17 protein-coding genes are annotated in these 20,380 nt (G+C 64.4%); 13 read left to right on the plus strand and 4 right to left on the minus strand.

The window, feature by feature from the left end:
• Positions 1–24 precede the first annotated feature (24 nt).
• Positions 25–3,057: a transglycosylase domain-containing protein gene (locus tag ACEN9T_RS17460; protein WP_413708468.1), complete on the plus strand. Its 3,033-nt coding sequence runs from the start codon at positions 25–27 to the stop codon at positions 3,055–3,057.
• Between the two features lie 3 nt (positions 3,058–3,060).
• Here the strand turns inward: ACEN9T_RS17460 and ACEN9T_RS17465 are convergent, their stop codons facing one another.
• Entirely contained in the window at positions 3,061–4,614 is a 1,554-nt protein-coding gene (locus ACEN9T_RS17465; RefSeq protein ID WP_413708432.1) for an MFS transporter, read from the minus strand.
• A gap of 64 nt (positions 4,615–4,678) precedes the next feature.
• On the opposite strand from ACEN9T_RS17465, the gene ACEN9T_RS17470 reads away from it, so the two are divergent.
• From ACEN9T_RS17470 to ACEN9T_RS17525, 12 genes are all read left to right on the plus strand, one after another.
• Entirely contained in the window at positions 4,679–5,644 is a 966-nt protein-coding gene (locus ACEN9T_RS17470; RefSeq protein WP_413706617.1) for a LysR family transcriptional regulator, read from the plus strand.
• A 33-nt stretch (positions 5,645–5,677) separates the two neighbouring features.
• Positions 5,678–6,157, plus strand: coding sequence for a CreA family protein (locus ACEN9T_RS17475; protein ID WP_092970418.1), 480 nt, complete (start codon positions 5,678–5,680; stop codon positions 6,155–6,157).
• A 182-nt stretch (positions 6,158–6,339) separates the two neighbouring features.
• Positions 6,340–6,516, plus strand: a complete 177-nt coding sequence (locus ACEN9T_RS17480; protein ID WP_009238172.1) for a hypothetical protein — start codon at positions 6,340–6,342, stop codon at positions 6,514–6,516.
• A 370-nt stretch (positions 6,517–6,886) separates the two neighbouring features.
• Positions 6,887–7,414, plus strand: a complete 528-nt coding sequence (locus tag ACEN9T_RS17485; RefSeq protein WP_092970420.1) for a (2Fe-2S)-binding protein — start codon at positions 6,887–6,889, stop codon at positions 7,412–7,414.
• An 18-nt stretch (positions 7,415–7,432) separates the two neighbouring features.
• Positions 7,433–9,811, plus strand: a complete 2,379-nt coding sequence (locus tag ACEN9T_RS17490; protein ID WP_413706618.1) for a xanthine dehydrogenase family protein molybdopterin-binding subunit — start codon at positions 7,433–7,435, stop codon at positions 9,809–9,811.
• A 15-nt stretch (positions 9,812–9,826) separates the two neighbouring features.
• A complete protein-coding gene (locus ACEN9T_RS17495; RefSeq protein ID WP_413706619.1) occupies positions 9,827–10,633 on the plus strand; it encodes an FAD binding domain-containing protein in 807 nt (268 codons plus the stop codon).
• Positions 10,634–10,653: 20 nt separating this feature from the next.
• Complete coding sequence (locus ACEN9T_RS17500; RefSeq protein ID WP_092970426.1) at positions 10,654–11,550, plus strand: AAA family ATPase; 897 nt, start codon at positions 10,654–10,656, stop codon at positions 11,548–11,550.
• Between the two features lie 3 nt (positions 11,551–11,553).
• Complete coding sequence (locus ACEN9T_RS17505) at positions 11,554–12,786, plus strand: vWA domain-containing protein (RefSeq protein WP_413706620.1); 1,233 nt, start codon at positions 11,554–11,556, stop codon at positions 12,784–12,786.
• On the plus strand, positions 12,777–13,454 hold the full coding sequence (locus ACEN9T_RS17510) for a CoxG family protein (protein WP_413706621.1): 678 nt from the start codon (positions 12,777–12,779) through the stop codon (positions 13,452–13,454). Before ACEN9T_RS17505 ends, ACEN9T_RS17510 begins: the two co-directional genes overlap by 10 nt.
• A gap of 56 nt (positions 13,455–13,510) precedes the next feature.
• On the plus strand, positions 13,511–14,542 hold the full coding sequence (locus ACEN9T_RS17515) for an XdhC family protein (protein ID WP_413706622.1): 1,032 nt from the start codon (positions 13,511–13,513) through the stop codon (positions 14,540–14,542).
• 274 nt (positions 14,543–14,816) lie between these two features.
• Positions 14,817–15,920, plus strand: coding sequence for an SDR family oxidoreductase (locus tag ACEN9T_RS17520; protein WP_413706623.1), 1,104 nt, complete (start codon positions 14,817–14,819; stop codon positions 15,918–15,920).
• A gap of 99 nt (positions 15,921–16,019) precedes the next feature.
• Entirely contained in the window at positions 16,020–16,742 is a 723-nt protein-coding gene (locus tag ACEN9T_RS17525; protein ID WP_092970436.1) for an MgtC/SapB family protein, read from the plus strand.
• A gap of 17 nt (positions 16,743–16,759) precedes the next feature.
• Here ACEN9T_RS17525 and ACEN9T_RS17530 read toward each other — a convergent pair whose 3' ends face one another.
• The 3 genes from ACEN9T_RS17530 to ACEN9T_RS17540 all read right to left on the minus strand — a co-directional run bounded on the left by ACEN9T_RS17530 (position 16,760) and on the right by ACEN9T_RS17540 (position 20,341).
• Positions 16,760–17,227: a hypothetical protein gene (locus ACEN9T_RS17530; protein ID WP_413706624.1), complete on the minus strand. Its 468-nt coding sequence runs from the start codon at positions 17,225–17,227 to the stop codon at positions 16,760–16,762.
• A 101-nt stretch (positions 17,228–17,328) separates the two neighbouring features.
• On the minus strand, positions 17,329–18,870 hold the full coding sequence (locus ACEN9T_RS17535) for a methyl-accepting chemotaxis protein (RefSeq protein ID WP_413706625.1): 1,542 nt from the start codon (positions 18,868–18,870) through the stop codon (positions 17,329–17,331).
• A gap of 340 nt (positions 18,871–19,210) precedes the next feature.
• On the minus strand, positions 19,211–20,341 hold the full coding sequence (locus ACEN9T_RS17540; RefSeq protein WP_092970439.1) for a 3-deoxy-7-phosphoheptulonate synthase: 1,131 nt from the start codon (positions 20,339–20,341) through the stop codon (positions 19,211–19,213).
• Positions 20,342–20,380 lie beyond the last annotated feature (39 nt).

Consider the following 20,380-nt stretch of genomic DNA (forward strand, 5'->3'; position numbering starts at 1 on the left):
CGCCTGCGATTGGAGCGCAAGCGAGTGAAAAGAATACGCCGCCCCATCATCAAGTTGGCCCTCGTCGGGGCGCTGGTGCTTGCGATAGCTGCCTTGCTTGTCGCTCGTGAATTTCGCACCTCCGCTTGGCAAGCCCACTACTTCGCGGGTCTGGCGAAATCGCAAACCTTTCCTGTCAAGCCGGGGCCTAACAATTCGGCCCGCTACCCAAACTCCGGCCCCTACGACGAGCGGCTCGGGTATCACGATCTTCCGACCTTTCTAGACCGTCTGCGCTCGCGCGGTTACATCGTCGCTCAGCAGGCGGCGCCATCCAAAGAGATGGTCGAGCGAATGGACAGCGGCATGAATCCGCCCTATCGCGAGAAAGACCGGGCCGGCCTGGAATTGCTCGACGACGATGGCCGCCCGATCTACCGCGTACGGCACCCCGAACGTGTGTATGACAATTTCGCGTCGGTGCCGCCGCTGCTGGTCAACTCGCTGCTCGCCATCGAGAACCGAACGCTGTTGCAGACCGAATACCCCAAGCGCAATCCAGCCGTGGAGTGGTCGCGACTGGCACGTGCTGTCTGGGACCGCGCCCTGCACGTCGTCAACCCGGCGCATGAGTCGCCCGGGGGCAGTACGCTCGCCACACAAATCGAGAAGTATCGCCACTCGCCGGAAGGCCGTACCGATTCCCCCAGCGAAAAACTGCGCCAGATGGCCTCCGCGTCTGCCCGCGCCTATCTGAACGGCGAAGACACCACCGCCACGCGCCACCAGCTTGCAGTCGATTACCTGAACACCGTGCCGCTGGGCGCGCGCGCCGGGTTTGGCGAGATCCAGGGGATTGGCGATGCGCTGTGGGTCTGGTACGGACGCGACTTTGCGCAGGTGAATGCGCTGCTGTCGGCCAACTCAGCCGCGCCACTCGCAGACCGTGCGCTGGCATACAAGGAGGCATTGAGCCTGCTCGTATCGCAGCGGCGGCCGTCGTATTACCTTGAGAACCTCGATGAACTCGAAACCTTGACCAACGCCTACCTGCGCGTGCTGGCCGTAACCGGCGTGATTCCGCCGGCGCTGCGCGATGCGGCGATCGCGCAATCGCTCAAGCAGCAGGCCCTGAACACACGCGTGCCGCCTCCGCCGATTGAGCACAAAGGCACAAACGCCGTGCGCGTCAACCTGGCGGGCATGCTCGGCATATCGCGCATGTATGCGCTCGACCGGCTCGACCTGACCGCCAGCAGCACGCTCGATGCGCCGTTGCAGCGCGATATCTCCACTGAGCTGCGCAAGCTGCGCGACCCGGCACAAGCCAAGGCTGCCGGCCTCGTCGGCGACATGATGCTGGAGCGCGGCGACCCGCGCGGCGTGACTTACAGCTTCACGCTCTATGAACGGGCGCCGGGCGGCAACCGCGTGCTGGTGCAGGCCGACACGTTCGACAAGCCGTTCGACATCAACGAAGGCGTCAAGCTGGATCTGGGCTCAACGGCCAAGCTGCGCACGCTGGTGACGTATCTCCAGATCGTGGCTGAGCTGCATAAGCGCTATGCCGACCAGCCTGCGGCGGCGCTGCGCAAAATCAACATCCCAGTGCAGAACCCGATCGAGCGCTGGGCGGTGGACTACCTCGCTCACACGCAAGACCGGTCGCTCGAGGCAATGCTGGATGCGTCGATGGAGCGCAAGTACTCCGGCAACGCCGGCGAATGGTTTGCCACCGGCGGCGGCATGCAGAGTTTCGAGAACTTCGAGAAATGGGAAGGCACGCAGAACTTCACGGTGCGCGAGGGGCTCAAGCATTCCGTCAATCTCGTGTTCGTACGGATCATGCGTGACATCTCGCGCTACTTTCAGCATCAGTTGCCCAACGCCGGCGCCGAGGCGTTGACCAACCCCGATTCCCCGCAGCGGCAGGTCTACCTGCAACGCTTTGCCGACCGCGAAGGCAAGCTGTTCATGGGCCGGTTCTACACGAAGTACAAAGGCAAGACCGACCAGCAGCGCGAAGCCATCCTCGTGCAAAGCACCCGCCCCACACCGGTGCGGCTGGCCACGATCTACCGCAGCATCGACCCGGAAGCCGGCCCCGGCAAACTCGCGGCATTCATCCGCAGCTACCTGCCCGGTGCAAAACTGGATGAGGCGGAACTTACCAACCTGTATGAGAAGTATTCCGTCCAACGTTTCGACCTGGCCGACCGCGGCTACATCGCCCGGCTGCATCCGCTGGAACTTTGGCTGGTGGCGTACCTGCGAACCCATCCTCAAGCCACGCTTGCGCAGGTGAACGAGGCAAGCGCCGATGAACGGCTGTCCGTCTACAAATGGCTGCTGCAATCGCACCGCAAGACCGCGCAAGACAAACGCATCAAGCAGATGCTGGAGATCGAGGCGTTTCAGCAGATTCACGCCATGTGGAAGCGGCTGGGATATCCGTTTGAATCGCTGGTGCCGTCATACGGAACGGCCATCGGCGCATCGGCAGACCGGCCAGCATCGCTGGCGGAGCTGATGGGCATCATCGAAAACGACGGCATCCGCCTGCCCAGCGTGCGTATCGACCGCCTGCGCTTCGCCGCCGACACGCCTTACGAAGTCATGCTCTGCCGCGACCCCAACGCCGGAGAACGCGTGCTGCCGCCCGAGATTCCGCCCTTGGTCAAATCCGCGCTGGCCGGTGTCGTCGAAGGCGGCACCGCCAAGCGGATCTCTGGAACGTTCGTTCAGAAGGATGGCAAACCCATCGCCATCGGCGGTAAAACCGGCACCGGCGACAACCGCTTCAAAACCTTCAGCCGCGGCGGCGGCCTCATCTCCGAGCGGGTCGTGAGCCGCTCCGGCGCCTTTGTTTTTTATCTAGGAGATCGCTACTTCGGCACCGTCGTCGCGTACGTAGCCGGCGCAGACGCGGCCAAGTACAAATTCACCAGCGCACTGACGGTGCAAGTGCTAAAAGTCCTGGCGCCCACGCTGATGAACCATCTGAACCTGCAAGAGGAGGCGCCAGCCTTCAACTGCAACATGCCGCAGGCCACCGCACCGGAACAAAAGTTGGATTGATCTTTACCGCAACGACCGCTGCAACCAGATCGCCCCCGCGCAAACCAACGCCACCACCGCGCCCCAGGCGAACAAATCCCCCACGGCCAACAGCGTCGCCTGCCGGTCAATCTCGGCCGAGATGCGAATCAACTCCGAACCCTGCAGGGGATGCGGCCACTGCCAAGCTGGCGTCAGCGCGCTGACGTGCCCCACCAGGTCGGTGCGATGCTGTGCCTGTCCGCGCTGCAGCAACAACGTGGCCCCCATCGTCCCAAACGCCTGGGCCCAAGCCCGCATGATCCCCTTGAACTGGTAGGCATGGCCGAAATCCTTGGCGGGCAAATCCACGTAAGACAGCCCCGCCACCTGGATCACCACGAACATCCCCACCATGCCTTCGATCATGAACCCCGGCACCACCGCCGCCACCGACGCGCCCGGCGTGGCCACATGCGACATCCACAGCAGCGCAGTCGCCATCAGGACGAAGCCGATGGAGATCAGCACGCGCTTGGTTGGCAGCACGTTCGTCAGCTGAAAGTTCAGGATGCCCAGTGCAACCGTCACCAGCCCGCCCAGGCTCATCAACTGGGCGGTGGTTTCATAACGGAAGCCCAAACCGTTCTGCAGCAGGCTCGACGAGAGAAAACCCCACGCGCTCGCAAACAGGTAATAGATGGCGTAGAAGACCATGCCCATCAGGAAGCGCCGCTGCAGCGTCGCCCGCAGGTCGACCCACGGCAAGGGATGGCCCGTCTGCCGAATACCCACCCAGATAATGAGCGCCACCACCGCAATGATCGGCACCACCTGCGCGGGCGAACCATCGGGATGAACGAAGCGGGCCTGCTGGAAACTGTGCAGCGCAATCAACGCAGCCAGCCCAAAGGCGATGGCCGAGGGCCAGTCGAGCGAGGCGAAATCGCCCTTGCGCTCGTGCATCTTCGGATGCGGATAGAACGCCGCCACCAGCCCGCACACCACCACCGCCACCAGCAACTGCGCGACGAAGATGGCGCGCCAGCCGAATTGCTCCGTGAGCGCCGCCGACAGCATCGGTGACACGCAACTCAGCCCAAAGATGCCGTAGATCATGCCTTTCATCATCGTGCGGCGTTCGTGCGCGGGGCTGTGCTGCACAAAGATGCGCGAAGTCGACAGCATCGGCCCGCCGCCAAACCCCTGCACCGCCCGCCCGACGATCAGCATCGTGCCGCCCTCGGCCGCCGCGCACATCAGCGTGCCGACGATGAACACCAGAAGCGACAACAGCGTGTGCTTACGGTATGTCATGTGATCGGCCAGCCGCCCCATCACCAGAATCGCCAGGCTGGCCGCCGCCGCATACGCCGTCACGGCCCAGAGATACACATCTTGTGATGCAAGCACCCCGCCTTCGATATGCGGCCCGGCAATCGAGAACATCAGGTTGGACATGTAGTCCACGCCCGTCGCCAAGCCGATCACCATTCCCACCATGCGCAATTCCATCCGGCTGCCGACGGTCGATTCGGCAGCCGGTTTGCGCGGTGCGGGCGGGAAGGAAACCATGTGGTCTGTGCTTGGCGTGTTCATGCAGGGATGGTAATTTGCCTCGAAACCGGCGGAAATCGCCTGCCAACAAATTCATTGTTCAATTATGCGAACGACGGACTGGAACGACTGGGACACTTTCTGCACCGTGGCCACGCTCGGCAGCTTCACGCGCGCGGCTGACCGGCTGGGGTTGCCCAAGTCGTCGGTCAGCACCGCGGTGTCGCGGCTGGAAGGCAAGATGGGCGTACGCCTTTTCGAGCGCAGCACACGCCGCCTGCGCCTGACCGATGCCGGTGAAGCCCTGCTGCGCGACGCGGGCCCATTGTTCCAGCGGCTGCGCGAAGTGTCGGAAGACGCGGCAGCGACGTTCCAGTCACCCGCGGGCACCTTGCGCATTGCCATGCCGTATGAGTTTGCCGCCAAGCAGCTCGCCGAGGTGGTGCTGGAAGTCATGCGCGAGCACACCGGCTTGCGCATCGAGGTGGACGTCGCGCCACGCCAGATCGACCCGCTCGCCCAGGGCTACGACATCATGCTGACGGTGCCGCGTGGCCCGTTGCCTGATTCCGGCCTCGTCGCTCAGCGCGTCTTTGATTTGCGGCGCGCCGTGGTCGTCGCCCCGCAACTGCTGGAACGCCTCGGGCCGCTCACCCACCCAGACCAACTCGCCGATTGGCCCTGTCTCGGCACCTCGAACGAAGCCGAATGGCAGTTCCGCACGCCCGGCGGCGAGACGATCAATCTGCCCCTGGACTTCCGCATGCGCACCTCCAACAGCGAACTGCGCATGCAGGCCGCCATTGCGGGCCTGGGCGTCGCCCGCATTACCTCCGTGTTTGCTACCGATCTGATCGGCTCCGGCGCGCTACAGGAGGTGCTGACGGATTTCCAATCGCCGCCGATGCGCGTGCATGCCGTCTTCCCGGGCCGCCGCCTGATGCCCGCCAAGGTCAAGGTTTTCATGGATGCCCTGCACCGCCGCATAGAGCATTCCCGCCAACACACCGACATGCGGCCCACCTTCGTAGACGAGGCCGCTGCATCCTGGCCGCCAGAGTCGCTGCTCTGACTTTCAATCTTTCCTTCTTATCTACGCAAAGCCATGCGCACGTCCACCAAACTCCCTGTTTTAATTGCCGCGCTCGCTCTGAGCGCCGTTGGCTGTTCCCGCGCCGAAGACATCGGCAGCGTCAGCACCAATTTCCGCATCACGGGCTCCGACAAGATCGTCATCGAAGCCTTTGACGACCCGCTCGTGCAGGGCGTGACCTGCTATGTGTCGCGGGCGCGCACCGGCGGCATCAAGGGTACGCTGGGTGTGGCCGAAGACGTGAGCGAGGCCGCGGTGGCCTGCCGGCAGGTCGGCGACATCAGCTTCGTCAAACCGCTGCCCCAGCAGGACGACATGTTCACGCAGCGCCTGTCGCTCGTCTTCAAGACGCTGCACGTGGTGCGCACGGTCGATCGCAAGCGGAATGTGCTGGTCTATCTGACGTATTCAGACAAGGTCATTTCGGGCAGCCCGAAGAACAGCGTGACGGCCGTGCCGATCCCGGCCAGCCAACCCATTCCGGTCAAGTGAGGCGCGAGGCGTACATAAAGCGGCGATAGCACCACATTGGTGCGGCGCAATGCAAGCGTGGTGGCCGAGCAACGGTAGACGGCGCAAAAGGGGTGCATACGTAAGCCTACGTATGGTGCATTGCATCATCTGGTGTATGATTAGGGGTATTCCCTAACCGGGATTTCCCTAAGAGGCCAATCATGCAAAACACGAACGACCTGAAGCTGACCGATCAACTCGAACGCGAACTGATCGAGCGCGAAATGTCCGAAGGTATCTACTACTATCGCCGTCCGAGCGGCCAATCGTTCTCGTTCGCCCAGTTCTTCTCGGCAATCGCGAACCTGTTCGGCACGCACCGCACCGCCAAGGCCTAATCCGCCGCGCTGTTGTTGATGGGCGTGTGCCCAAGCTAGCTGTATGTAGCAATCGCAATTTCAGTAGCACCGTGCGCCGGCCGTGTGTCATCACACCCGCCGCCACACCCGCCAGGTCATGACCGCCTGGTGCCAATCGAGGGCCGGATTCCGGCCCTTTGTCATTTCTGCGGCATTTGTTTGGTTTGTCTGCGTGCCGCAGCATCGCCCTTTCTCCTCCGACCGGCTCGCCGCGCTGCGGTTGTCTTCTGGTTCACCTGTGCTTTACTGAGTAGAGCCGCGCCCCCCAATATCGAGACCACGCGCACGTCTTCGTAGCAAGGAAGGCGCACAGCATGGCACCCGGCGCCCATCCCCCAAGGAGACTCCCATGGCGATCAGCCTCAAGCTGTCGGTCAACGGTGCGCCTGTCACCGTCAGTGTCGAACCTCATACCCTCCTAGTCCAATTGCTGCGCGAAAACTTGCGCCTGACCGGTACGCACGTCGGCTGCGATACCGCGCAATGCGGTGCGTGCACGGTGCATATGAACGGGCGCGCGGTGAAGTCCTGCAACATCCTGGCCGTGCAGGCCGACGGCGCCGAGGTGACGACCATAGAAGGCCTGTCAAAAAATGGTGCGCTGCACCCGATGCAGGAAGCCTTTCGCCAATGCCACGGCCTGCAATGCGGCTTCTGCACGCCCGGCATGGTGATGGCCGCGACGGCGCTGGTTGCGCAGCATCCGCATCCCGATGAGCACACGGTGCGCGAGCAGCTCGACGGCAATCTTTGCCGCTGCACGGGTTATCACAACATCGTGCGTGCCGTCATGCACGGTGCCGAAGCGATGGCCGAAGCCCAAGGCGACGATGCCTCGCTCCAAAACCTGGCCGCAGCGCGCGCCCACGCCGCCTGACCCAGCGAGGAGACCACCATGAACGCTCCCGCAGAACCCAACAACCACCTGATCGGTGCGTCCGTCAAACGCAAGGAAGATTTCCGCTTCCTGACAGGCGCCGGACAGTACACGGACGATGTCGTCCAGGCGCACCAGTCCTACGCAGTGTTCCTGCGCTCGCCGTATGCGCACGCCCGCATCAAGCACATCAATGCGGAGGCGGCACGCAATCATCCGGGCGTGCTGGCCGTGCTCACGGGCGACGACCTCGCTGCCGACAAGGTGAACGGCCTGCCGTGCGGCTGGCTCATCCACAGCATTGACGGCACGCCGATGAAGGAGCCGCCCCACCCCGTGCTCGCGCAAGGCAAGGTGCGCCACGTGGGCGACCAGGTCGCGCTGGTGGTGGCTGAATCGGTGAAGATCGCCAAGGACGCCGTCGAGATGATCGACGTCGAATACGACGAACTGCCCGCCGTGGTCGACACCGCCACCGCCGATACCGCCGGCTCCGCCGTCCACGACGACGTGCCCAACAACACCTGCTACACCTGGGGCCACGGCGACAAGGCCGCCACCGATGCGGCGTTTGCCAAGGCCGCGCACGTGACGCAGCTCGACATCGTCAACAACCGGCTGATCCCGAATGCGATCGAGCCGCGCGCCGTCAATGCCAGCTATTCGCGTCAGGACGACAGCTACACGCTTTACGTTGCCAACCAGAACCCGCACGTCGAACGCCTGCTGATGTCGGCATTCGTGCTGGGCCTGACCGAAGCCAAGGTGCGTGTGATTGCGCCGGATGTGGGCGGCGGGTTCGGCTCGAAGATCTTTCTGTACCCCGAAGACGTGGCGCTTACTTGGGCATCGAAAAAGGTGGGCCGGCCGATCAAGTGGACGGCCGAGCGCTCCGAATCCTTTCTGACCGATGCGCATGGCCGCGACCACGTTACGCATGCGGAACTGGCGCTCGATGCGCAGGGCAATTTCCTCGCCATGCGCGTGCATACGACGGCCAACATGGGCGCGTATCTGTCGACGTTCGCCAGCAGCGTGCCGACCATCCTGTATGCGACGTTGCTTGCCGGCCAGTACAAGACGCCGGCCATCTATGCCGAAGTGAAAGCGGTCTTCACGAACACGGCGCCTGTCGATGCGTATCGCGGTGCCGGTCGACCGGAAGCAACGTATGTGGTGGAGCGCCTCGTGGAAACTGCTGCGCGCGAGTTGCAAGTCGACCCGGCTGAACTGCGCCGCCGCAACTTCATCCGCACATTCCCCTATGCCACGCCGGTTGGCCTGACCTATGACACGGGCGACTACGAGCCGTGCCTGGATCGCGCCATCGAATTGGCCGATGTAAAAGGCTTTGCAGCCCGACGCGATGCCTCCCGCGCCAAGGGCCGGCTGCGCGGCATGGGCTATTCCTGCTACATCGAGGCTTGCGGGCTCGCGCCGTCGAACATCGCAGGGGCATTGGGCGCGCGGGCTGGCCTGTTCGAAGCCGGCGAAATTCGCGTGCACCCAACGGGCTCCGTCACGGTCTTCACCGGCTCGCACAGCCACGGCCAGGGCCACGAGACGACGTTCGCGCAAGTGGTGGCCGATCGCCTGGGCGTGCCCATCGACAACATCGAGATCGTGCACGGCGACACCGGGCGCATCCCGTTCGGCATGGGCACGTACGGCTCGCGCTCGATTGCCGTGGGCGGCTCGGCCATCATGAAGGCACTCGACAAGATCGAGGCCAAGGCCAAGAAGATCGCCGCGCATTTGCTGGAGGCCTCGGCGGAAGACATCGAGTTCAAGGATGGCGTCTTCCGCGTGGCCGGCACGGACCGCACCAAGACCTTTGGCGAAGTCGCGCTCACGGCCTACGTGCCGCACAACTATCCGCTCGACAAGCTTGAACCTGGGCTGGACGAAAACGCCTTCTACGATCCGACCAACTTCACCTACCCGGCCGGCGCGTACATTTGCGAGGTGGAAGTCGACCCTGATACCGGCGAGGTGCACATCGACCGCTTCGTTGCGGTAGACGACTTCGGCAACATCATCAATCCGATGATCGTCGAGGGCCAGGTGCACGGCGGGCTTGGTCAGGGCATCGGCCAGGCGCTGCTCGAAGCGTGCGTGTACGACGAAAACGGCCAGTTGCTGACGGGCTCCTACATGGACTACGCCATGCCCCGCGCCAACGACCTGCCCAGCTTTACGGTGGAAACCGCTAAGGGCACGCCGTGCACACACAACCCGCTCGGCGTCAAAGGCTGCGGTGAAGCCGGCGCGATCGGCTCCCCGCCGGCGCTGATCAACGCCATCGTCGACGCGCTTGCGCCGCTGGGCGTGAAGGACATCCAGATGCCCGCGACGCCGCACCGCGTCTGGCAAACCATTCAAGCGGCCAAGGCCTAGGCAGAGGAGCCCACCATGTACGACTTCGAGTACCAGAAAGCCACCGACGCCCAGACCGCCGTCACCGCGCTGAAGACGCACACCGACGCCAAATACCTCGGCGGCGGCCAGAGCCTGCTGGCGGCGATGAAGCTGCGCTTGGCACAGCCGTCAACGCTGGTGGATGTCACGCGCATTCCGGGCATGACGGGCATTCGCACGCAGCCCGGCGTGATTACGGTGGGCGCAGCCACACGCCATGCCGATGTGGCAGACAGCTCAGACATCGCCCGCATGCTGCCCGCGCTGGGGGAACTGGCCGGCGGCATCGGAGACCGGCAAGTGCGCGCGATGGGCACGCTGGGCGGCTCGCTCGCCAACAACGACCCGGCCGCGTGCTACCCGGCCGCTGTGCTCGGCCTGAACGCCACCGTCGTCACCGAGCGGCGCAACATCGCGGCGGACGATTTCTTCCTTGGCATGTATGAGACCGCGCTGGCTGCGGATGAACTCATCACCGAGGTGCAATTTCCGGTGCCGGACCAGGCGGCCTACGTGAAATTCCGCAACCCCGCGTCGCGCTTTGCGCTGGTGGGCGTATTCATCAGTCGCAAGGGCAACAACGTGCGCGTGGCGGTGACGGGCGCGGCGCCGTGCGTGTTCCGTTGCACGCCGTTGGAGCAGGCGCTGGCAGCCAGCTTTACAGCAGAAGCCGCTCGCAAGGTGGTGGTGGCTGCCGACGATCTGGTGGGCGATCTGCATGCCTCGCCGGAATATCGGGCGCACCTCATTCCGGTATTGACGGCGCGCGCGGTTGAGCAGGCGTTGGCGCACCATCATTGAGCGCACGCCCAAGGAACGGCATGCCGGTCGATTCCATCGACGACTGCATCGCGCAACTGCAGGGCCAGGGCTATTTCGCCAGCCGTGAGCTGGCCACGGCCTTGTTCCTCGCGTTGCGCATGCAGCGGCCGCTGTTTCTCGAAGGCGAGCCCGGCGTCGGCAAGACCGAGCTGGCGAAGGCGGCAGCCGGGCTGCTCGGCACGTCGCTGCTGCGACTGCAGTGTTACGAAGGGCTCGACACCGCCAGCGCGCTCTATGAATGGGATTACCCGCGCCAGATCATGGCGCTGCGTCTGGCCGAGGCCGCCGGCGAGAAGCCGCGCGCCGACACGCTCTATCGCGACGAATTCCTCCTCAAGCGCCCGTTGTTGCAGGCGCTGCTGCCCGACCCACTCCATCCCGAGACACGGCGCGTTCTTTTGATCGACGAGATCGACCGCGCCGACGAACCGTTCGAGGCGTTTTTGCTGGAGCTGCTGTCGGACTTCCAGGTGTCGATTCCTGAATTCGGCACGGTGCGCGCGCAGGTGATTCCGCTGGTCATCATGACGTCCAACCGCACGCGCGAGGTGCACGACGCGCTCAAGCGGCGCTGCCTGTATCAATGGATTGGCTACCCAGATAAGGCACGGGAGCTGCAGATCGTCGCGCAGCGCGCGCCCGAAACGGCCGCTCGCCTGCAGCATCGTGCGGTTGATTTTGTGCACCGCCTGCGCGGCATCGACCTGTTCAAGGCGCCGGGCATTGCCGAAGCGATCGACTGGTGCCGCGCATTGGCGGCGCTGAACGTAACCGAGCTTGATCCGCAGTCCGTGCAGGACACGCTGGGCGTGCTGCTCAAGTACCAGGATGATCTGGCCCGCGTCGATACGTCGACCATCGAGCAACTGCTGGCGGCCCCCGCGCTGCCGGAGTAAGGCATGCAAGCGACCCTGCCAACGCAGTTGCCAATGCTCGCGCGCAACCTGACGCATTTCGTGCGGCTGCTGCGCAATGCCGGCATGCCGCTTGCGCCCTCGCGCGCGGTGGACGCCATCGAAGCCCTGAGCCATATCGACATCGGCCGCCGCGACGACGTAAAGGCAACGCTGTCTGCCCTGCTCGTCTCGCATCCCGACGAACGCGGACTCTTCGATGCCGCTTTCAACGTGTTCTGGCGCGATCCGGATTGGGAAGGCAAGCTGCGCGCGCTGCTGCTGCCCAAAGTACGCGGCGGCATTCCCGCGGCACGCAGCAACCGCCTGGCCGATGCCTTGCGCGCGCAGCCGTCGACCAACCTTCCGCCCGGCCCAAAGCCCGATGGCGAACGCCATGACATCGTGGCGCCGCTGGCATTTTCTGCAAACGAAGCCCTGCGCACGCGTGACTTCGACACGCTCGACGCTGCGGAATGGCGCACGCTGCAACACATGATCCGCCGCCGACGCGTGCATCTGGCGCAGGAGCGGACGCGACGGCTCAAAGCTGCTTCGCGCGGGCGCCATCCGGACCTGCGTGCGACCGCCCGCCAGGCCGTTCGTGCCGGCGGCGAATGGGCCGGCTGGAAATACCGCCAGCCTGTCGATCGCACGCCGCCGCTGGTGCTGCTGCTCGACATCTCCGGATCGATGAGTCGCTATTCGCGCGCCGTGCTGTACTACTGCCACGCGCTGGTGCAATCGCGCGAGCGTATCCAGGCTTTCCTGTTCGGCACGCGGCTGACGAACGTCTCGCGGCAGTTGCGCGAGCGCGATCCGGATGTCGCCGTGCAGGCAATCGCTGAGCTTGTGCCCGACTGGTCGGGCGGCACGCGCATCGGCGCGGCGCTGGCGGAGTTCAACCGCCAATGGGCGCGCCGCGCGCTGTCCGGCCGTGCCACCGTCCTGCTCGTGACGGATGGACTCGACCACGAGCACATCGACGTGCTCGACACCGAGATGGCGCGCCTGGCGCGCTTCGCCCATCGCATCGTCTGGCTCAACCCGCTGCTGCGCTTTGCCGGTTTTGAGCCGCGGGCACGTGGCGTGCGGGCCATCCTGCCGCATGTCGATGTGATGGTGCCGGCGCACCATTTCGACAGCCTGGCTGCGCTGGAGCACGAATTGGCGCATGCTCGCCGCACGCGCACTCCCCGCCACCCAACCCCAGCCCGATCGACCGCGCCATGGAACTGACCCAGACCCATCTCCTGCCCGTGCCACTCCAGACCGCCTGGGATGCGCTGAACGATCCAGCCGTGCTGCAACGTTGCATTCCCGGCTGCGAGAGCATCACCGCCGCCGAGGGAAGCGCCAACCCCGCCTACGACGTCGCCATGACCGCCGCCGTCGGGCCCGTCAAGGCACGCTTCAAGGGACGCATGGAGCTGGCCGACGTGGCGCCCCCACGCAGCTACACGCTGCATTTCGACGGCCAGGGCGGCGCGGCCGGCTTCGGCAAGGGCAGCGCGCAGGTGCAGCTCACGCCCGAAGGCCCCACGGTCACGCGGCTTTCTTATACGGCAACCGCCCAGGTGGGCGGCAAGCTTGCGCAAATCGGCTCACGGCTCATCGATGGTGCTGCACGCAAACTGGCCGATGAATTCTTCCAGCGTTTTGCGGCAGAGTTCGGTCCTGCAGATACGGCCGGCGCCGATGGACATACCGCGCCGCCCGTCGACGGCATGCCCGCCTCGCAAGCGATTCCTGACCTCGCGGCAGGCCAACTGCAGGCTCACGGCGCACCGCCGGGCGCCGCACCCAACGTCAGCCCGGCGTTGCAGCCGCGTAACCCTTGGCCGTGGATCATCGTGGCGGTGGTGGCCGTGGCGGCCGCCTACCTGTTTTTGCACCACGGGGCATAATCGGTCCATTCCCCGCAACACACCACTCTAGTGCGCGAAAGCGCAGCCAACGCATCATGGACAGCGTCGATCTTGAAGTCTTGAAAACCAGCGTGCGCTGGCTGGAACAAGGGCGCCGCGTGCTGCTCGTCACCGTGGTCAAGACGTGGGGCTCATCGCCACGGCCCGAAGGCGCAATGCTCGCGCTGCGCGATGACGGCGTGGTCATCGGCTCGGTTTCAGGCGGCTGCATTGAAGACGACCTCATCGACCGCGTGCGCCGTGAAGGGCTGCATTACACCAAGCCCGAAGCCGTCAAATACGGCATCAGCGCTGAAGAAGCACACCGCTTTGGGCTGCCCTGCGGCGGTACGCTGCAACTCGTGCTGGAGCCGCTGAATGCGTCCAGCGGGATCGAAGCTTTGCTGCGCGCCGTGGAGGCCGGTCAGCTCGTCGCGCGCACGCTCGACATGGCGACCGGCGCCTCGACGCTGCAGCACGCTACCGTCACCGATGGCCTGCAGTTCGACGAAGCACGCCTCGTCACCATTCACGGGCCGCGCTACCGGATGCTCGTCATCGGTGCGGGACAGCTCTCGCGCTACCTGTGCCAGATCGCCGTGGGCCTGGACTACCAAGTCACTGTCTGCGACCCGCGCGAGGAATACAGCGAAGAATGGTCGATCCCTGGCGTGGCCATGGTCCGCACCATGCCCGACGATACGGTGATGGCCATGAAGCTCGACGAGCGCTGCGCCGTCATTGCCCTCACGCACGATCCCAAACTCGATGACCTCGCGCTCATGGAAGCGCTCAAGACGCCTGCGTTCTACGTTGGCGCGCTCGGCAGTCGCCGCAACAACGCCAACCGCCGGGAGCGCCTGAAGGAATTCGATCTGAGCGACGCCGAGTTGGCGCGCCTGCATGGCCCGGTCGGCATTTACATCGGCAGCCGTACGCCGCCGGAAATCGCCATCTCGATCCTGGCTGAAGTCACGGCTGCCAAGAACGGCGTATCGCTGCCGACCATCCTGCAAGTCGAAGGCGCAAAAGCCGCGCGCGAGATTGCCGCCAATGCCACGTCGGGTTGCGCAGTGCCGCAGACTTGAGTCAACCCTCTGATGGAATGGGGTGCTGAAAGGTACCTGAAAGGTTACATTCTTATAAATCGCTGATTGTGCGCAGGTTTTGGCCGCATCGCATCACGCGAATCTTGCGGCCCGCGAACCCTGTTTCGTGTGCGCGGCTTCATCTGACACGACTTGCCTGTTCCCTGCCCCGAGCGCACTGCCAACGCGCGCCTCGCCGGTGCGGCAGCGGTCGTGTTGTTTGCAAGCGGGTTGGTCGCCCGCTTTGCCACCCAAGGGATTCAAGTTTTCTCGCATGAGTATTTTGCTGACCGGTGCCACCGGTTTCGTGGGCGGCGCCATTGCCGCCAATCTGGCAGCCAAAGGTTTGCTGGCCGACACACGCTTTGCCGTGCGCGGTGACACGCCCGCAGAAGGGTTGGCGCGGCTGCGCAGCAACCTGCGCCGCTTCGAGTTTGCACAGGGCACCCTGGACGGCATTTCGGAATCGCAGATCGTGCCGTTCGACCTGCGCGAGGCAGGTGCCGCCAAGCTGGGCGATCCGGAAATCATCATCAATTGCGCGGCGCTGGCAACGTTCTCGAACCATCCGTCGCTGTGGGAAACCAACGTGGAGGGCGTGCTGGCGCTGGGCCGGCTGGCAGCGCAGGGCAAACGCCTGAAGCGCTTCCTGCAGATCGGCACGGCCATGTCGTGCGGCCAGCTGGCGGATCGCCACGTCAGCGAGAGCTGGGATGTGCCCGCGCTGGAGCAGCACGCCGTGCCGTACACGTATTCCAAGGGCATGGCCGAGCTGAAGCTGCGTGAAGCCGTGCCGGAGCTGCCGCTGGTGGTGGTGCGGCCGTCCATCGTGGTGGGCCACAGCACGCTGGGGTGCGAGCCCTCGGGCAGCATCTTCTGGATGCTGCGCATGGTGGCGATGCTCGAAACGTTCAGCTGCCGCCTGTCCGACCGCGTCGACATCCTGCCTGTGGACGACTGCGCCGAAGCGATCGTGCAACTGTCGACCAAGCCCACGCTGGCGCACGACCTGTATCACATCAGCGCCGGCGATGCGAACTCCGAGCGCATCGAAACGCTGTACCCGCGCTTCAAGCGTTGCAAGACGCCGGAAGAAGATGCCCAGGCGCTGGCCGGCTACGTGTATCAGGAAAAAATCGCCGAGAAAGCATTGGCGCGTAAATTCCTGAGCCTGACGGGCGACGGCAATGTGCGACTGGTCGCGCGCTGCATCCACCTGTATGCCAAGTTCGCCAGCATGAGCTACGTGTTCGACAACACGCGGCTCGTGCAGGAGACCGGCTTTCAGCCGCGCTCCCTGCTCGCTTACCTCGACCGCTGCCTCGAGACGTCGGACGCCGTGCCGATCCCCGAGCAGATGCAGTGGGACTATAAGTAGCCGTCCGGCCTCCCGGGCTCGCACGGCGTGTCATGGCGCCGTGCTATAACCATCGGCGCCCTTCACCAAGACTCCGGTCACCACAACAAGGAGCCGCCGATGACGCTGCAAGCCCTCGTCCATCTCAATGTCGCCACGCTGGTGGATTCGTTCATCAGCCTTGCCTCGGCCTTTGCGCTCGGGTCATTGATCGGCTTCGAGCGGCAGGTCAGACAGCGGACTGCGGGGCTGCGCACCAATGCGCTGGTGGCGGTGGCGGCCTCGGCATTCGTCGACATGGCCGCGCAGATCGGCACCGCATCGGACACCACCCGCGTGATCGCCTATGTGGTATCGGGCGTCGGCTTTCTGGGTGCCGGCACGATCATGAAGGAAGGGTTGAACGTGCGCGGCCTGAACACCGCCGCCACGCTGTGGGGCTCGGCGGCTGTGGGTGCGGCGGCAGGCTCCGACCTGGTTGGCCAGGCCATTCTGATTACGCTGTTCGTGCTGGCCTCCAACATCCTGCTGCGGCCCGTGGTGGACCGCATCAACCGCACACCGCTCGATAACCAGGCCAGCGAAGTCACGTACACGATGTGCGTCATCTCCACGAGCGAGCGCCAGAAAGAAGCGCTTGCCGACCTGGAACGTCTGCTTGAAGAAGCCAGCTACCCGATCAGCGATCTGTCAGTCGAACCCTTTGGCGACGACCACGTAGAAATTGAAGCGATGCTGATGTCGACTGCGGTGAATGCCGCAGAGCTGGATCGCATCGTCAACGCGCTGCAATCACAGCCGCACATTGCTCAGGCCTTCTGGAACCCGAGCACGACGGAATAATCGCGGGCGAGCGCCGGTCAAAGCTCCTGGCTGGCCGCGAGCGCAAAGATCTTCGCCCAGCGCTTCGCTTCCTGGCGGTTGCGCATTGGGATCGGCCAATCAGCCTGCGCCTGATGCTTCAGGTGCAGCGCCAGCGCCCAGGCACCTTCGCGTTCAACCGCATCGGCGCCGGCAATATCGGCGAAGAGAAAGCGCGCGCTTTGCCCGTGCAACTGCAGCGTCCCGCGTTTCTGTTCGGCATCGACAGCGACCTGCCCCCAGCCTGCGCTGAGCGACACGACCCGCTGCCCTTTCACGTTCACGCCATGAACGGCGCGGTAACGCCGGATGAAGGTGATGACTGCGCCGGCCAGCAGCGCTACTGCAAGCATCACCGCCGCGCTGCCCGCGACCGCGCCGTAAGCCGCGGCAACCCTCGCATACAGCCGGACTGCGCCGTAAATCAGCAGACCAACCAGCGCGAGCGCGGCAATGATGAACGGCATGAAGCGACTCCTTGAATGGGCCAGTCGGTTATATCAACCGAAACAGCGCTCAAGGCAAGTCTTAAGTCTTTAGCGTGCCCCGTGCATCGACGGGGCCAATATCAGGCGAGGCGGAATGCGGCGATGGCGGCGTTCAAGGCTTGGGCCTGCTCCTCCAGCGATTCAGCCGCGGCTGCGGCTTGCTCCACCAGCGCCGCGTTCTGCTGCGTGGCTTCGTCCATCAGCGTGACGGCCTTGTTGACCTGTTCGATGCCGGAGCTTTGCTCGTTCGAGGCGGCGGCAATTTCGCCCATGATGTCGGTCACGCGGCGGATGGACGACACGATGTCTTCCATCGTGCTGCCTGCGCGTTCGGCCAGCGCGCTGCCGGTCTCGACCTTGGACAGCGACGCCTCGATCATTTCCTTGATTTCTTTCGCGGCTGCGGCGCTGCGCTGCGCGAGGTTGCGCACCTCACCGGCCACCACGGCAAAGCCGCGGCCTTGTTCGCCGGCGCGCGCGGCTTCTACGGCAGCGTTGAGTGCAAGGATGTTGGTCTGGAACGCAATGCCGTCAATCACGCCGATGATTTCCGACACCGTGCGCGACGACGCGCTGATCTCGCGCATGGTCGCCACCACATCGGTCACAACAGCGCCGCCCTGGCTGGCAACTTCCGAGGCGCTGTCGGCCAGTTGGCTGGCCTGGCGCGCGTTGTCGGCGTTCTGGCGCACGATGGAAGTCATTTCTTCCATACTCGAAGCGGTTTCTTCCAGCGAGCTGGCTTGCTCTTCCGTGCGTTGCGACAGGTCTGCATTGCCTGCGGCAATCTGCTTGGTGGCGGCGCCGATGGATTCGGAGCCGGTGCGCACGCGGCGCACCGTGTCGGTCAGCGCTGTCTGCATACGGGCCAGGCCCTCCAGCAGGCGGCCCATTTCATCCTTGCGGTCGACGCGCACCGGCTGCGTGAGGTCACCGGCGGCAATGCGGTCGAACTGCGCCAGCGCAGCGTTCAGCGGTTCCACAATCGCACGCAGCAACGACCAGGCGCACCAGAGTGCGACCACCAGGGCGACGAGAATGGCCGCCGTCACGATTACGCGAAAACGTGCGTAGGCTTCCTGGGATTCGTCGTAGTTGGCCTTGGAAAAGCCGAGCTGCTTCTTGCTCAACACCAGGCTTTTGTCGTTGGAATCGCGGAAAGCGTTGGACACGCGCTTTTCCATGATGTCGTCGGCCGTCGCGCGGTCGCCAGCGCGTAGCGCCTTGATGATGTCGCGCAGGCTGCCGGCCGCGGCTTCGCGCGTGATGGCAACCTCTTTGGCCAGGCGGTCCTCTTCTTCGCTGCGGGGCAGCGTCAGGTATTTCTTCCACGCTTCATCCGAGCGTGCGATCAGCTCTTCGGTACGATCGAGCAACTTCATCGCGCCCTTGTCGTTCGGATACAGCATGGCCTTGTCGAGGGCCGTGCGGGCGCGCGTGAGGCTCAGATCAGACTCGCCAAGCGCGAGCGCAGACGGAAACTGATTGGTGAAGGTTTCCTCGTGCGCATGGTTGGCGCCGCGCAGGCCGAGCAGGCCAGCCACGCCAATCAGCAAGGCAAGCAGAAACAGAATGGAAACCGAAAGCACCAGGCGGGTGCGGATGGTCAGGCGAGCGGACATGGGCGCGGCGAGAGTAGTGTGCGCGGCTCTTCACGCGGGCGCGACCATCGCGCCGGGCGGCCGGCTACCTCAGCACTATCGGCCGCGCAATCGATCAACTTAAGGGCGAAGAGGCGAATACATCCCTGCAGCCCGCCTCGTCTCTTGGGCAGTTTCGTGATTGCCGAGTGCCCGTTGGAGGACGTGCCGATCACCCGGTTCGGTGCCGAAACACAGTACTGGGCCGAACCGCATGCGAATGTGCGGCGGCTGGCCATCATGGAAACGGCGAGCGAGGCGCCGAGCCACATCAGCAATAGGCACAAGGCGACAACCCTGAACCTGAACCGCCGCCATCACATCACCCGTCGTACGAATACGCGCGCCGATGCCGCACAGCCTCAGCGAGTATGTCGAGCACGGGCTCAGTCTGCGTCCAGCTCAGGCACGCGTCGGTGATCGATACGCCGTACTTGAGCGGCACACCCGGCTTCAGATCTTGGCGGCCCGCTTCGAGGTGGCTTTCGACCATCACGCCGACGATCCGGTGCTCCCCCTGCGACAACTGCCGCGCGAGATCCTGTGCAACCTCGATCTGCCGTTCATGCGATTTGTTTGAATTCGCGTGCGAGCAGTCGACCATCACCTGTTCGCGCAACTTTGCCGCACGCAGCGCCGCGCAGGTCGCCTCGATGTGCTCGCTGTCGTAGTTCGGCCCGCTCTTGCCGCCGCGCAGGATCACGTGCGCGTCGTCATTGCCGCGCGTCTCGAAGATCGCGGCCATGCCCATCTTGGTCATGCCCATGAACGCGTGGCTGGCGCGGGCCGCGATGATTGCGTCCGACGCAACCTGCACGCCGCCGTCGGTGCCGTTCTTGAAACCGATCGGGCAACTCAGGCCCGACGCGAGCTGTCGATGGCTCTGGCTTTCCGTCGTGCGCGCGCCGATCGCGCCCCACGCGATGAGGTCCGCGATGTATTGCGGGCTCAGCAGATCAAGGAATTCAGTTGCTGCAGGCAGACCGAGCGCGTTGACGTCGAGCAGCAGTTGCCGCGCAGCGCGCAGCCCTTCATTGATACGGAAGCTGCCGTCCAGCCGCGGATCGTTGATGTACCCCTTCCAACCGACCGTCGTGCGCGGCTTCTCAAAGTAGACGCGCATCACGATCAGCAGGTCGTCCTTCAGTGCATCAGCCGCAGCCTTGAGGCGGCGCGCGTAATCGAGCGCCTGGTCGTGATCGTGGATCGAGCACGGCCCGACGATGAGCAGCAGCCGGTCGTCGCGGCCGTGCAAGATGTTGCTGATGGCCCGGCGGGTGTCTTCAACGAGCGCCTGCGTATCGGCAGGCACGGGCAATTCGTCCAGCAACAGCGCAGGAGAAATCAGCGGACGCACCGCGCCGATGCGGGTGTCGTCGATGCGCGTCGTGTCTTGCGTCGCGTCGGCGACGCCCACCTCGCGATCATGTGATGGATTGTCGAGGTTCTTCATTGTGATCTCCGAGGGACTTCAAATATGAATCGCGCGCCT

It is taken from the genome of Ralstonia sp. Ralssp110 (assembly GCF_047325135.1).
In the GTDB taxonomy this organism is placed as follows: domain Bacteria; phylum Pseudomonadota; class Gammaproteobacteria; order Burkholderiales; family Burkholderiaceae; genus Ralstonia; species Ralstonia mojiangensis.